The following is a 13902-nucleotide window of genomic DNA, read 5'->3' on the forward strand; positions in this document are numbered from 1 at the left end:
GGCGTTTCGCCCGGATCGGCGGCCGCGCCGCGGGATGGGCGCGGCCTCAGGCGGCGATCGACTTCGGGGCGAGGTCGACCGCCTGGCGCAGGGCCTCGATCAGGCTGCGCTCGTCGGCGATCCCCTTGCCGGCGATGTCGAAGGCCGTGCCGTGGTCGACCGAGGTGCGGATCACCGGCAGGCCCACGGTGATGTTCACCCCCGCCTCGAGGCCCAGGACCTTGATCGGGCCGTGGCCCTGATCGTGGTACATCGCCACCACCATGTCGTAGTCGCCCCGGCCGGCGAGGAAGAACAGCGTGTCGGCCGGCAGCGGCCCGCGCACGTCCCAGCCCTTCGCCTGGCAGGCCGCGATGGCCGGGGCGATCTTCTCCGCCTCCTCGCCGCGCCCGAACAGGCCGTTCTCGCCGGCATGGGGATTGATCGCGCAGACGCCGATCTTCGGATCGGCGATGCCGGCCTTCACCAGGACGGCGTGGCCGCGGGCGATGACGCGCTCGACCAGGCCGGGCTCGATCTTCGCGATGGCGTCGATGAGGCCGATATGGGTGGTGACGTGGATCACCCGCAGCTTCGGCGAGACCAGCATCATCGAGACCTCCGGCGTGCCCGTGAGGTGGGCGAGGAGCTCGGTATGGCCCGGATACCTGTGTCCGGCGGCGTGGAGCGCCTCCTTGGACAGGGGCGCGGTGCAGATGCCCTGGGCCTGCCCGGCCTGCACCACCGCCACCGCCTTCTCGATGTAGCGGTAGGCCGCCTCCCCCGCCGCCGGCGAGACCTGCCCGAACGGCAGGTCGGCGGGCACGACCTTGAGGTCGAGGCACTGGACCGCCCCGCTGTCGAAATCCGCCTCCCCGGCCGCGGACAGGGACGCGACCGCCAGGTCCGAGCCGACGATCCGGCCGGCCTGCCGCAGGCGCTCGGCATCGCCGACGACCAGGGGCCGGCACGTCGCCTGGACCTCGGCATGCCCCAGGGCCTTCATGATGATCTCCGGGCCGATGCCGGCGGGATCGCCCATGGTGATCGCGAGAGTGGGGCGGGTCATGACAGGCGTCCTTCGATTCTGGCGGCGCGCAGGCGCGCGCGGATGCGGATGAGGGAGTCGGCGTCGCCGAAGGCGCCGGCCTTGGTGGCGACCGGCACGGCGAGGCGCCCGAGGGTCAGGCCGAGGGAGACACCGGGCTCGATCTCGTCGACGAGCCGGATGCCGTCGACGCCGAAGCGGGCCAGCAGCGCGGCGGCGGTCTCGCCGCCGGTGGCCGCGACGGCACCGATCCGGGCCGCCACCGGGTCGAGCGCCTCGGCGAGGCTCCGGGCCAGGCGCGGGCCGAGGGTCAGGTCGGGGGCGCCCGCCGCGGTGATCTCGACCAGGGCGTCGCCGCCGGCCTCGAGGATTTCGGCGACGTGCTGGGCGAAAGCGGCCCGGTCCGCGCCCGCGCCCAGCAGCGTCTCGGGCGTGACGGGCAGGTGGGTGACGCCGTCCTGCCCGGCAAGCCTGCGGGTGGCCGCCCGGCTGGCGGCCGCCAGGGAGCCGACCACCATCAGGCTGCCGAACCGGCTCGGCGCGAGGGGGGCCGGCGCACCGGCGGGCTCGGCCCGAAGCGCGGCGAGCGCATGGGCGAGGCCCGCGCTGCCGATGAAGAACGGGGCCGGCGCGACGGACAGGCCCACCGCCGCGATCCGGTCGAGGTCCGCGTCGGTCTCGGCGTCGCAGACCGCGACGGCCGGCCCCGCGGCGGCGATCCGGGCGAGGTCGGCGGCGAGGCCGGCTCCGCGCACGGCCGCGAGCGGCACCACCTCGCTGCGGATGCCCGCACCGGCGAGGACGGCCCCGAGGTCGGCGCTCGCGTAGGTGTGGTCGCGCCGCCAGACCTCCGCCTCCTCGAGGGGGCGGCCGTCGACCCGGACCCGGCCCCCCAAGGTGGTCCGGCCGGTGGCCGGGAAGGCCGGGGCGCAGATGCCGAAGGCCGAGCCGGTCCGGGCCGCCAGGACCGCCATCGTGGCGGCGGTCTCGGCGGCGGGCTGGCCCCGGAGCGTCGAATCGATCTTCTTGAACAGGAGCCGGTCCGGTTCGAGCCAGCGTCCCAGCAGGTCGGCGTGCCGCTGCGCCGCCGCCGCCGCGGACAGGCCGCGGCTGTCGGCGTCGTAGGCCAGGACCGCGAGGTCCCGGGCATCGAGGCCCGCGGCGGCGCCCCAGGTCACCGCCGCGCCGAGGCCGCGCCGCTCGAAGGCGATGGCGCAGTCGGCCGCCCCCGTCAGGTCGTCGGCGAGGATCAGCCAGCGGCGGCCCGAATCGGCGCAGGTCATGTCAGCGGCCGGCGACGGGCTGGGCGGGCGCGACGGCCTCCGGGGTCTCGGCCTCCGCCTCGCCGCCGCCGAATCGGCGGGAGGCCCAGGCAGTGGCGATCGGCACGAGGATCGCCGTGACGACGACGCAGGCCGCCACCAGGATCGTGGCCGGCCCGGCGGCCTCGGCATAGGCCGGGTTCGCCGAGGCGACGATCGCCGGCACGGCGGCGGCGTTGCCCGCCGTCGAGGCCGCCGCGACCCCGGCGACGCCGGTGCCCCCCGTGAGCCGGTCGGCGAAGAACAGCGGGATGCCGGTGACGACCACCACGGCGACGCCCATGGCGAGGCCGAGCAGGCCCGCCTGCCAGACCTTCGTGAGGTCGAGGCCGGCTCCGAGGGCGAAGGCGAAGAACGGGATCATCACGGGGATCGCCCGGCCGAGGAAGTCGCGCATCTCCCGGTCGAGGTTGCCGATGATCATGCCGACGAGGAGCGGCAGGATCGCACCCACGAGGGTCTGCCAGGGAAAGGCCGAGAGCCCGGCGACCCCGAGGGTCACCATGGTGAGGAAGGGGCCGCTCTCCAGGGACATCACGGTGTAGGCCCCGACGTCGCGCGGGCGGCCGTACTGGCCCATCAGCGCCATGTAGAGCCCCCCGTTGGTGTCGTTCATGGAGGCGACGACCGCCAGGGTGGAGAGGCCCGCGAACATCCCGGCCGCGACGGGCGCCTCGCCGAGGACCTGCCCGAAGACCAGCCCGAGCAGGATGGCGATGCCCACCTTCACGATCAGCAGGGTGCCGCCCTTCTTCATGATGTAGGGCGTCGCGCGGAAATCGATGCTGGCGCCCATGCAGACGTAGAAGACCGCCAGGATCGTCAGGGCGCCGGAGAAGAGCGCGCCGGTGAACGACCCGAACAGCTTCGGGGTGCCGGGAAAGAACGTGGCGATCAGGGCGCCGGCCAGGAGCGGCACCACCATCATGCCGCCCGGCACCGCCTCGATGGCCCGTTTGATCGGAATCTGCATGCGCGTCTCCTCTGTGCGCGTTTTGCGCAATTTTTTGACTCTTGAAGATTTCCCGATGCCGGCCGCACGGTCTCGACGGAAGCGATCAGGAACATTCTGATCATAACGCGCATCTCGTCAAGAAAATTGCGCGATGCGCGCAGCCTTGAGCGCGCGGCCGCACCCTCGCCGCGGGCTGCGTCCCCGGCCGCTCGGCGTTCCGGCGGCCCGGAATAGATTTTTATTCCTGTCTTATAATAGATAGCTATTATATTTACAGGAAGGATCGTGCTTGATATCCAAGAGTCGCGACGAACGATTTTGGCCGGCCGGTCGGTGGCGCCAGGGCTCTGGCTGCACCGGGGCGATCGTGCCACTCTGCAGCGACCCAGGTTTCGGGTGCCGACAAGGCAGACGTTCGGATGAAAAGCGGCTCCAGACCGCTCGCGAAAACAGAATCGCCGCCATGCGCGTGGCTTAAGGGAGGATGTTATGAGCTTGGTGACAGGCTTGCCATCGGACTTCACTGAGCCTCTGCTTGAAGTCGATGGCGTCACGCTGCAGTACAAGACCCCTCATCACCTCGTCACGGCGACCTACCGGGTCAGCTTCCAGGTCTTTCCGAGCGACCGGTTCGTCCTGCTCGGGCCGTCGGGGTGCGGGAAATCCACCCTCCTGAAGTCCGTCGGCGGCTACATGGCGCCGACGGAGGGGCAGATCCGCCTGAAGCGCCAGGCCGTCACCGAGCCCGGCCCGGACCGGATGATGGTGTTTCAGGAATTCGATCAGCTCCTGCCGTGGAAGACCGTGCGCCAGAACGTGGCCTTCGCCCTCGAGGCCTCGGGGCGCCTGTCGGGCCGAGCCGCCGACGAGCGGGCCATGCACTATATCGACAAAGTCAACCTCTCGGCCTTCGCCGACAGCTATCCGCACATGCTCTCGGGCGGCATGAAGCAGCGCGTGGCCATCGCCCGCGGCATGGCGATGGAGCCCGACATCCTGCTCATGGACGAGCCCTTCGCGGCGCTGGATGCCCTGACGCGGCGCCGGATGCAGGACGAACTCCTGGCCCTGTGGGAGGAGACCCGCTTCACGGTGCTGTTCGTCACCCACTCGATCCCGGAGGCGATCAAGATCGGCTCGCGCATCCTCCTGCTCTCGCCCCATCCCGGCGAGGTCAAGGCCGAGCTCAACACGGCCGGCTCGCCGGAGGAAACCCTGCTGCTGGAGAAGCGCATCCACCAGATGCTGTTTTCCGAAGAGATCAAGGAGGCGGAGAATGTCTAGGACCGCGAAGGTGCTCGTGTCGCCCGTCATGCTCCGCCCCGCCCGCCCCGAGATCGTCCGCGAGACCGGCGGCGCCTATGGCGGCGCCATCGTCGAGAAGCCGCTCTCGACCGTGGAGCGCCTCTACAACCACGGCTGGCTGCGCAAGCTCGTCATCCTGGCGGTGCTGGCCCTGATCTGGGAGGCCTACGGGCGCTACCTCGACAACGACCTCCTGTTCCCGACCTTCACCGCCACCGTGACGGCCTTCGCCCGCGGGGTCGCGGACGGCACGCTGGTGCTGCGGGCCTGGGGCTCCATCAAGGTGCTGTTGATCGGCTACGGCCTCGGGATCCTGCTGGCGACCGTGCTGACCGGCATCGCGATCAGCTCGCGCATCGGCACGGACTTCCTCGAGACGATGACCTCGATGTTCAATCCCCTGCCGGCCATCGCGCTGCTGCCGCTGGCCCTGATCTGGTTCGGCCTGGGCAACGGCAGCCTGATCTTCGTGCTGGTCCACTCGGTGACCTGGGCGATCGCGCTGAACACCCATTCGGGCTTCCTCTCGGTCTCCCGCACCCTGAAGATGGTCGGCCGCAACTACGGCCTGCGCGGCAGCCGGCTCATCACCAAGATCCTGATCCCGGCGGCCTTCCCCAGCATCCTGACGGGCCTCAAGGTCGGCTGGGCCTTCGCCTGGCGCACCCTGATCGCGGCGGAACTCGTCTTCGGCGTCAGCTCGGGCTCGGGCGGGCTGGGCTGGTTCATCTTCGAGAACAAGAACATGCTCGACATCCCCAACGTGTTCGCGGGGCTGCTGACGGTGATTCTCATCGGCCTCTGCGTCGAGAACCTGATCTTCCAGACCATCGAGCGCCACACCCTGCAGCGCTGGGGCATGCAGGCTTGAGGCGGGCCGGGCCTTCGGTCCGTCAGTCGAGGTCTGAGCGGTAGTGGAGCGCGGCCGTCCAGCTCTGGCGGTACTCGATCGGGGCGCCGGCGAGGGACACGGCGACCCGGCGCACCAGGAGCAGGGGCGTCCCCGGCGGGCAGCCGAGGGCCTGCGCGATGGCGGGGGCCGCCCGGTCGGTGGCGATCGCGTCCCGCGCCCGCGCCACGGTCTGGCCGCAGCGCGCCTGGTAGAGCACGTAGATCTCCTCCAGCATCTCGGCGCCGGGCTCCGCCCGCAATGCGGCGAAGGGTTCGGCCGGCAGCGCGATCCGCTCGTAGATCATCGGCACGCCGTCCTCGCTGCGGGTGCGCAGGAGGACCAGCACCTTCGCGCCCGGCCCGAGCCCGAGGGCGCCCCGGTCCTGCGCGTCGGCCCGTGCGGTCCCGGCCGAGAGGACGTGGGCCACGGGGCGGAACGGCCGGCCGTCGCCGTGGACGAAGCGCAGGAAGCGGAAGCGCGACCGGTCGCTCGAATGGGGCACCACCTGGGTGCCGCGCCCGTGCTGGCGCTCCAGCAGGCCCTGTCCGACGAGGTCCTCCATGGCCTTGCGGATCGTCCCGATGGAGACGCCGAGGTCGAGGGCCAGCTGCGGCTCGCTCGGCAGGTAGCCGCCCGGCTTCCAGGTCCCGTCCACGATCCGGCGCAGCAGCAGGTCGCGCGCCTGCAGGTAGAGCGGGCGGCTCGCCAGGGGCGCGGTCGCGGGCTCGGCCGGCGACGGGACCGCGGAGGGATCCAGGGATTCGGCGGCGGCGCGGCTTCGGTTCGACATCGGCAACTCATATATATGACATATGACCGTTGACAGCGGTCGATGCGAGGCTATCGTGGCCCTCGGCACCGGACCAGAGAATTCGGGCCCAGGCAGGAGGAACACATGGCGCTCGGCCGTCTCATCCGGCTCTGCGGAGCCGCGGCGCTGGTCTCCGCGACCCTTTCGGCGAGCCTTCTGGCCGGCTCGGGGGCCGCCCGGGCGGAGGCTCCGGTGGTGCGCCTCGCCAAGCAGTTCGGCATCTCCTACCTGCCGCTGACCGTGATGGAGGAGGAGAAGCTTCTCGAGAAGCACGCCCGCCAGCAGGGCCTGGAGCTCAAGACCGAGTGGCTCCGCTTCACCGGAGGCTCCGGCATGAACGAGGCCCTGCTCTCGGGGAACCTCGATCTCGCCGCCGGCGGCGTCGGGCCGATGCTGACGATCTGGGGGCGCACGCGGGGCAACCTGCAGGTCAAGGGCGTCGCCGCCCTGAACGCGATGCCGCTCTGGCTGGTGAGCGTGAACCCGGCGGTCACGTCGATCAAGGACTTCACGGACAAGGACAAGATCGCCCTGCCGACGGTGAAGAGCTCGATCCAGGCGATCACCCTGCAGATGGCCGCCGAGAAGGCCTTCGGGCCCGGCCAGCAGGGCAGGCTCGACCCGCTCACGGTCTCGATGGGCCATCCCGATGCGCAGACGGCGATGCTCGGCGGACGCTCCGAGATCACGGCGCATTTCGGCTCGCCGCCGTTCCAGGAAATGGAGCTGAAGGATCCCCGTGCCCGCAAGGTGCTCGACAGCTACGACGTGCTGGGCGGCCCGCACACCTTCAACCTGGTCTGGGCGAGCAACCGCTTCGTCTCCGCCAACCCGAAGATCGTGGCCGCCTTCCGGGGCGCCCTGGAGGAGAGCCTGGCGCTGATCAAGGCCGAGCCCGCCAAGGTGGCGACCCTGTGGATCAAGGCCGAGAACGCCCGGCTGAGCGAGGCGGAGGCCGTGGAGATCATCCAGGCGCCGCAGACCCAGTGGACCAGCGCGCCCCTGAACATGCTGGCCTATCTCGACTACATGAACCGCGCCGGGCTCGTGTCCGCCAAGGCCGCCGATCAGGGCGAGCTGTTCTTTCCCGGCGCCGCCGCCAAGGCGGAGCGCTGAGCCATGAACGCTCCGGTGTCCACGGCGTCGCCGGCCGATCCCACCGTCGAAGCCGCGCCGGGCGCGACGCTGACGGTGCGCATCCGGCGGGACGGCGGCTTCCAGGCCTTCGCCGTGGCGCGGCGCCCCGCCCAGACCATCCTCGACGTGGTCACCGAGATCCAGCGCGAGCAGGACCCGACCCTGGCCTACCGCTTCGCCTGCCGGGTCGGCATGTGCGGCTCCTGCGCCATGATGGTGAACGGCCGCCCGCGCTGGACCTGCCGCACGCGAGTCGCGGCGGTGGCGGAGGATGACGGCCTCACCCTCGAGCCCCTGCGCAACCTGCCGGTGGTCAAGGATCTGGCCGTCGACATGGAGCCGTTCTTCGAGAAGTGGACGGCCGCCCACGGCGCCTTCGAGCCGGGCGCCGCGCCGCCCGCGGATTTCGCCGTGGTGGCACCGGATTCTCCGGAGCGCCGGGCGGTGGACGCCGGCATCGAGTGCATCAATTGCGGTGTCTGCTACGCGGCCTGCGACGTGGTCACGTGGAATCCCGACTATCTCGGGCCGGCCGCCCTCAATCGGGCCTGGACCCTGGTCAACGACGTCCGCGACCGGGGCCAGGAGGCGCGCCTCGCGGCCGTGTCCGGGGATGCGGGCTGCCAGTCCTGCCACACCCACATGAGCTGCACCGAGCATTGCCCGAAGGCCCTGGCGCCGACCTTCGCCATCGCGGGCCTGAAGCGCGCCACCGCCCGGTCCGCCCTGAAGCGGCTCGGCGCCCGGCACTTCCGGAGGCCGGCATGAGCCCCCTCCTCTACGTGGCCCAGCGCGGCACCGCCGTGATCCTGGCGGTGGCGGTGGCGGTCCATCTCGGCACGATCCTGTACGCCGTGCGCGGCGGCCTCACCGCCGGGGAGATCCTCGGCCGCACGCAGGGCAACCTCGCCTTCCTCCTGTTCTACGGCGTCTTCGTCGTGGCGGCGGCGATCCATGCGCCGATCGGCCTGCGCGGCATCCTGCGCGAGTGGACGCGCTGGCGCGGGCGCTCCCTCGACGGGGCGATGCTCGCCGTCTCGGCGCTCCTCCTCGTCCTCGGCCTGCGGGCGGCGCTGGCGGTCTACGTCGCATGAGCGCCGGGACCCAGACCGCCCCGCCCCGGCGCGGCGCCCTCGGCGCGGCGCGCCCCCGCGCCGGCTTCGCCGCCGCCCTGCTGCACCGGCTCTCGGGGATCGCCCTGGCCCTGTTCCTGCCGATGCACTTCATCGCCCTGGGGACGGCGCTCCAGGGGGCGGACCGCCTCGAGAGCTTCCTCGGGCTCACCCACAACGGCTTCGTGCGCGTGGCCGAGTGGGGCCTCGTCAGCGCGCTCGCCCTGCACCTGATCCTGGGCCTGCGCGTGCTCGCCATCGAGTGGTTCGCGCGCCGCGAGCGCACGGCGCTCGTCGTCTCGACCTGCGTGGCGGCGGGTCTCGCGGTCGGGCTCCTGTTCCTGCTCGGCGGCGCCTGAGCCCAACCCTCGATAAGGAGACCGGCATGGACCTCGACCTCACCGAAGTCGAAGCGGTGTGCAAGGACCTCTACGTCCGCGCCCTGAAGCTGCTGCCCCCCGACATCAAGGCGGGCTTCGCCGATCTCGCCCGCGACGAGACCAGCGCCACCGGCCGGGCGATCCTCGGCACCATGGTGGAGAACATCGCGGTGGCCGAGCGCACCAAGAACATCCTTTGCCAGGACACCGGCATCCCGATCTACAACGTGGTGATCGGGCGCGACGTGCGCGTCGAGGGCGTGGACCTCAAGGCCGCCATCCGGCGCGGCTGCGCCCGGGCCACCACCGAGCACTCCCTGCGCTCCTCGGTGGTCCACCCGATCACCCGGGTGAACGAGCAGACCTCCTGCGGCATCCGCGTGCCGATCATCCACGTGGATTTCGACGACCGGCCCGAGACCGTGTCGGTGGAGATGATCCCCAAGGGCTCGGGCTCGGAGAACGGCTCGTTCCTGCAGATGCTCCTGCCCTCGGACGGCATCAACGCGGTCAAGCGCTTCGTCATCGACCGGGTGATCGAGCTCGGCGGCCGCGTCTGCCCGCCGACCATCGTGGGCGTCGGCATCGGCGGCACCTCGGACCTGTGCATGCATCTGGCCAAGGTGGCGGCCACCCGCAAGCTGCGCACCGCCTGCTCCGATCCCGAGGGCGCCCGGATCGAGGCGGAGCTCTCGCGCGCCGTCAACGAGCTCGGCATCGGCCCGCAGGGGCTCGGCGGCCGCTCCACCAGCTTCGCGGTCCATGTCGAGGTCGCCGCGACCCACATCACCCAGAACCCGGTGGCGGTGAACATCCAGTGCCACTCGGCCCGCCGGGCCCGGGCGACCTTCACCCCGGGCGGCATCGCCTTCGACTGAATCGCCGCCTCCGGGAGGGCCCGCGCCATGCACCACATCCTCGACATGCCGATCGACGAAGCGCAGGCGCGCGCCCTGCGCATCGGCGACACCGTGACCTTGCGCAGGACCCTGTTCGGCATCCGGGACGCGACCCTGATCCACATGTTCGACCGGGAGCGCCGGACCCATCTCGACCTCGCCGGCCACGCCGTGATCCACACCGCGCCCAACGTCCACCGGGTGCCGGTCTCGGCCGAGGCTCCCGTCGGCTACGCCCCGTTCTGCATCGGCACCACCACCTCCATGCGGATGGAGCGCTTCACCGATGCGCTGATGCGGCGCGAGGGCGTCCGCCTCATCGTCGGCAAGGGCGGCATGGGACCGAAGACCCTCGCGGCCTTCGCCGAGCAGGGCGGCGCCTACCTCGCCATCGTGGGCGGTGCGGCCGCCCTGGAGACGACCTGGATCGAGCGGATCGACGACATCGACCTCGACGACCTCCATCCCGAGAGCCTGTGGAAGTTCGCGATCCGCGACTTCGGCCCCCTGCTCGTCGGCATGGATTCCCATGGGGGCTCGCTCTTCGCCGAGGTCCAGCGCGACGTCGCCAGCCGGCGCGACGCCATCATCCAGAGCCTGGGAGCCGCCTGATGCGGACCGACCTCGCAGCGATCGAGACCGACATCCTCATCCTGGGCTCCGGCGGGGCGGGCCTGTTCGCCGCCCTGCACGCCAAGAAGACCGCGCCGGATCTCGACGTCACCGTCGCGGTGAAGGGGCTGCTCGGCAAGTGCGGCTGCACCCGCATGGTCCAGGGCGGCTACAACGTCGCCCTCGCCCCGGGCGATTCGGTCGAGCGCCACTTCATGGACACGATCGAGGGCGGCAAGTGGCTCAACGACCAGGAGCTGGCCTGGACCCTGGTCACGGAAGCGCAGGTCCGCATCCGCGAACTCGAGACCGAGCTCGGCTGCTTCTTCGACCGCAACCCCGACGGCAGCGTCCACCAGAAGGCCTTCGCGGGGCAGACCTTCGACCGGACCGTGCACAAGGGCGACCTCACCGGCATCGAGATCATCAACCGCCTCTCCGAGCAGGTCTGGCGCCGGGACGTCCGGCGCCTGGAGGACCACCGCGCCCTCGAGCTGGTCCCGGCCGCCGACGGCTCCGGCCTCGCCGGCGTCCTGATGCTCGACATGCGCACCGGCGTGCCCGTGCTGGTGCGGGCCAAGGCGACGCTGCTCGCCACGGGCGGCGGCCCGACCATGTACAAGTTCCACACGCCGTCCGGTGACAAGACCTGCGACGGCCTCGCCATGGCGCTGCGCGCCGGGCTCCCCTTGCGCGACATGGAGATGGTGCAGTTCCATCCCACCGGGCTGCTGGCGGGCGCCGGCACCCGGATGACCGGAACGGTGCTGGAGGAGGGCCTGCGGGGTGCGGGCGGCTACCTGCTCGATGCCTCGGGCGAGCGCTTCATGCACCACTACGACCCGCGCGCGGAGCGGGCGACCCGCGACGTGGTGAGCCGCTCGATCATGCGGCGCATCCGCGACGGCCAGGCCAGCCCGAACGGCGGCGTCTACATCCAGATGAGCCATCTCGGCCCCGCCGACGTCCGGCGCAAGTTCAAGGGCATGGTCGAGCGCTGCGCCGATTGCGGCTTCGACCTCGCCGGGGGCCTGGTCGAGGTGATCCCCACCGCCCACTACATGATGGGCGGGGTCGCCTTCCGCCCCGGCTGCGGCACCGAGCTTCCGCGCCTCTACGCGGCGGGCGAGGATACCGGCGGGGTGCACGGCGCCAACCGCCTCGGCGGCAACGGCGTCGCCAACTCGACGGTGTTCGGGGGCCTGGCCGGCGCCGCCATGGCCCGCGAAGTCCGGGGCGTGACCCATCGGGCCGAGCCTGATCCCCACGTCGTCGAGGCGGGGCTCGCCCGCGCCTACGGTCCCCTCGGGCGTCGGGCCGGCGACCTGGAGGCCATTCGCGAAGCCCTCTACGCCACCATGTGGGACGATGTCGGCATCCTGCGCGACGCGGCCGGGCTGGCCCGGGCCGGCGACCGCCTCGACGGCCTCGCCGCCGCGGTCGCGGAGGCCGGCATTCCCGACGGCGACCGCCGCTACAACCTGACCTGGATGGACCGGCTCAACCTCGAGAACCTCGTCCTCGTCAGCCAGTCGATCCGCGCCGCCGCCCTGGCCCGTACCGACAGCCGCGGGGCGCATTTCCGGGAGGACTTCCCCGAGGCCTCGGATCTCGCCACCTCGCGCTACACCGTGGTGCGCCAGGGCGGAAACGGGCTCGACGTCACCCTTGAGCCCGTCGCCTTCACCCATGTGCGCCCCGGCGCCTCCCTGCTCGACGCGGCGGCCTGAGGCCGCGCCCCCACCCGACGGATCGCCGAGAGAGACGCCATGGACCAGTCCCGGGGCCGGCCGCGCGGAGCCGACATCGTCGTCGAGACGCTGGAGCGCCTCGGCGTCACCCGCATCTTCACCCTGTCGGGCAACCACATCATGCCGGTCTTCGACGCCCTCCTGGGCACGGACATCGCGGTGGTGCATGTCCGCCAGGAGGCGGCCTGCGTCCACATGGCCGATGCCTGGGGGCGCCTGACCGGCGAGGTCGGCGTGGCCCTGGTCACCGGCGGCCAGGGGCAGACCAACGGCGCCGCCGCCCTGTTCACGGCGCTCGCGGCCGAAAGCCCCGTCCTCCTCCTCTCGGGCCATGCAGGCCTGTCGGAGCTCGGGCGCGGCGCCTTCCAGGAACTCGCCCAGGCCGACATCGCCCGGCCGATGACCAAGGCCTCGTGGACGGCCGCCTCCGTCGAGACGCTCGCCGACGACATCGCCCGGGCCCTGCGGATCGCCCGCGAGGGCCGGCCCGGCCCCGTCCATCTCAGCCTGCCGGTCGATCTCTTGGAGGCGCCCGCCGCGGCCGCACCGTCGACCCCTCCCGAGGCCACGATCCGGATCGGCGAGCCCGAGGTCGGGCTCGTCGCGGCTGTGGCGGCCGAACTCGGCCGGGCGCAGCGCCCCCTGATCCTGTGCGGCCCGGCCGCCTGCGGCGCCGAGGGCCGCGCGCGGATGGCCGCGCTGGAGGCGGCCACCGGCGTCCCGGTCCTCGGCATGGAGAGCCCGCGCGGCCTCAACGATCCGAGCCTGGGCGCCTTCGCCGAGGTGCTGGCGCAGGCCGATTGCCTCGTGCTCGTCGGAAAGCCCCTCGACTTCACCCTGAAGTTCGGCGACGCGCCCGCGGTGGCGCCGGCCTGCCGCTTCGTCGTCGTCGACCCCGACCCGGCGCTCGCCGCGCGGGTCGATCCGTCCCGCCTCGCCGTCGCGGGCACCGCCGACGCGCTGCCCACCCTCGCCGCCCTGGCCCGCCACCCGGGCGCGCGTCGCCCCGCTGGCCGGCCGGACTGGCACGCCGCCGTGCGGGCGGCCGTAACCTACCGGCCTCCGGACTGGGACGACCGGCGCGGCGCGGAGGGCCGCCTCCACCCGGTGGAGCTGTGCCGCGGCGTCGCCGCCTTCCTCGACCGGCATCCCGGCGGCACGCTGATCTGCGACGGCGGCGAGATCGGGCAATGGCCCCAGGCCCTGGTGCCGGCCTCCCGGCGCCTCATCAACGGGGTCTCGGGCACCATCGGGGCGTCCCTGCCCTTCGCCCTGGCGGCCCGGCTCCACGACCCGACGGGGCCCGTGGTGGCGGTCCTGGGGGACGGCACCTTCGGCTTCCACATGGCCGAGTTCGACACGGCCGTGCGCTACGGCCTGCCCTTCATCGCGGTGGTGGGCAACGATGCCCGCTGGAACGCCGAGTACCAGATCCAGCTGCGCCAGTACGGCGCGGCCCGGGCGCGCCACTGCGACCTCCTGAGCTCGCGCTACGATCGCGTCGCGACGGCGCTCGGCGGCCACGGCGCCCTGGTCACCCGGGCCGAGGACCTGCCCCAGGCCCTGGAGGATGCCCATGCGAGCGGCCTGCCGGCCTGCCTGAACGTGCTCATCGAGAGCGTGCCCGCCCCCGTGATCCGCCGGCCGAAGGCGGGCTGACCGCGCCACCCCCATCACCGTTCCGACCGAGGGAGGTACA

At 72.1% G+C, this 13902-nt stretch carries 14 protein-coding genes; 10 read left to right on the forward strand and 4 right to left on the reverse strand.

Annotated features, from left to right (window positions below):
- Nucleotides 1–46 precede the first annotated feature (46 nt).
- From pdxA to AC0IWM_RS19330, 3 genes are read right to left on the reverse strand one after another with little or no spacing between them, the layout of a single operon-like run.
- Nucleotides 47–1048, reverse strand: a complete 1002-nt coding sequence (gene pdxA / locus AC0IWM_RS19320) for a 4-hydroxythreonine-4-phosphate dehydrogenase PdxA (protein ID WP_471757625.1) — start codon at nt 1046–1048, stop codon at nt 47–49.
- Nucleotides 1045–2310: a four-carbon acid sugar kinase family protein gene (locus AC0IWM_RS19325; RefSeq protein WP_471757627.1), complete on the reverse strand. Its 1266-nt coding sequence runs from the start codon at nt 2308–2310 to the stop codon at nt 1045–1047. The genes pdxA and AC0IWM_RS19325 overlap by 4 nt, the downstream gene beginning before the upstream one ends.
- A 1-nt stretch (nt 2311) precedes the next feature.
- A complete protein-coding gene (locus AC0IWM_RS19330; RefSeq protein WP_471757629.1) occupies nt 2312–3322 on the reverse strand; it encodes a 2-keto-3-deoxygluconate permease in 1011 nt (336 codons plus the stop codon).
- 471 nt (nt 3323–3793) lie between these two features.
- On the opposite strand from AC0IWM_RS19330, the gene AC0IWM_RS19335 reads away from it, so the two are divergent.
- Together AC0IWM_RS19335 and AC0IWM_RS19340 are read left to right on the forward strand one after the other, a co-directional pair.
- A complete protein-coding gene (locus AC0IWM_RS19335; RefSeq protein ID WP_471757631.1) occupies nt 3794–4588 on the forward strand; it encodes an ABC transporter ATP-binding protein in 795 nt (264 codons plus the stop codon).
- 28 nt (nt 4589–4616) lie between these two features.
- Nucleotides 4617–5480, forward strand: coding sequence for an ABC transporter permease (locus AC0IWM_RS19340; RefSeq protein ID WP_471757757.1), 864 nt, complete (start codon nt 4617–4619; stop codon nt 5478–5480).
- A gap of 22 nt (nt 5481–5502) precedes the next feature.
- Here AC0IWM_RS19340 and AC0IWM_RS19345 read toward each other — a convergent pair whose 3' ends face one another.
- A complete protein-coding gene (locus AC0IWM_RS19345) occupies nt 5503–6291 on the reverse strand; it encodes a GntR family transcriptional regulator (protein WP_471757633.1) in 789 nt (262 codons plus the stop codon).
- A gap of 105 nt (nt 6292–6396) precedes the next feature.
- Between AC0IWM_RS19345 and AC0IWM_RS19350 the strand changes: the two genes are divergently transcribed.
- From AC0IWM_RS19350 to AC0IWM_RS19385, 8 genes are read left to right on the forward strand one after another with little or no spacing between them, the layout of a single operon-like run.
- Nucleotides 6397–7428 carry an ABC transporter substrate-binding protein gene (locus AC0IWM_RS19350; protein WP_471757635.1) on the forward strand — a complete coding sequence of 344 codons (1032 nt, stop codon included), beginning with the start codon at nt 6397–6399 and terminating at the stop codon, nt 7426–7428.
- Nucleotides 7429–7431: 3 nt separating this feature from the next.
- Nucleotides 7432–8217 (forward strand): succinate dehydrogenase/fumarate reductase iron-sulfur subunit, encoded by a 786-nt coding sequence (locus AC0IWM_RS19355; protein ID WP_471757637.1) that lies wholly within the window; start codon nt 7432–7434, stop codon nt 8215–8217.
- The gene (locus tag AC0IWM_RS19360; protein ID WP_447677061.1) at nt 8214–8543 is read left to right on the forward strand and encodes a succinate dehydrogenase; all 330 of its coding nucleotides are present in this window, start codon (nt 8214–8216) and stop codon (nt 8541–8543) included. The genes AC0IWM_RS19355 and AC0IWM_RS19360 overlap by 4 nt, the downstream gene beginning before the upstream one ends.
- Entirely contained in the window at nt 8540–8920 is a 381-nt protein-coding gene (sdhC, locus tag AC0IWM_RS19365) for a succinate dehydrogenase, cytochrome b556 subunit (protein WP_471757639.1), read from the forward strand. Before AC0IWM_RS19360 ends, sdhC begins: the two co-directional genes overlap by 4 nt.
- Before the next feature lie 26 nt (nt 8921–8946).
- Nucleotides 8947–9819 carry a fumarate hydratase gene (locus tag AC0IWM_RS19370; protein WP_471757641.1) on the forward strand — a complete coding sequence of 291 codons (873 nt, stop codon included), beginning with the start codon at nt 8947–8949 and terminating at the stop codon, nt 9817–9819.
- Nucleotides 9820–9846: 27 nt separating this feature from the next.
- A complete protein-coding gene (locus AC0IWM_RS19375; protein ID WP_471757643.1) occupies nt 9847–10452 on the forward strand; it encodes a fumarate hydratase C-terminal domain-containing protein in 606 nt (201 codons plus the stop codon).
- Nucleotides 10452–12182 (forward strand): L-aspartate oxidase, encoded by a 1731-nt coding sequence (locus AC0IWM_RS19380; protein WP_471757645.1) that lies wholly within the window; start codon nt 10452–10454, stop codon nt 12180–12182. Before AC0IWM_RS19375 ends, AC0IWM_RS19380 begins: the two co-directional genes overlap by 1 nt.
- A 39-nt stretch (nt 12183–12221) precedes the next feature.
- Nucleotides 12222–13862: a thiamine pyrophosphate-binding protein gene (locus tag AC0IWM_RS19385; RefSeq protein WP_471757647.1), complete on the forward strand. Its 1641-nt coding sequence runs from the start codon at nt 12222–12224 to the stop codon at nt 13860–13862.
- The last annotated feature ends 40 nt before the right edge of the window (nt 13863–13902 follow it).

This window comes from Methylobacterium sp. AC433 (assembly GCF_979253015.1).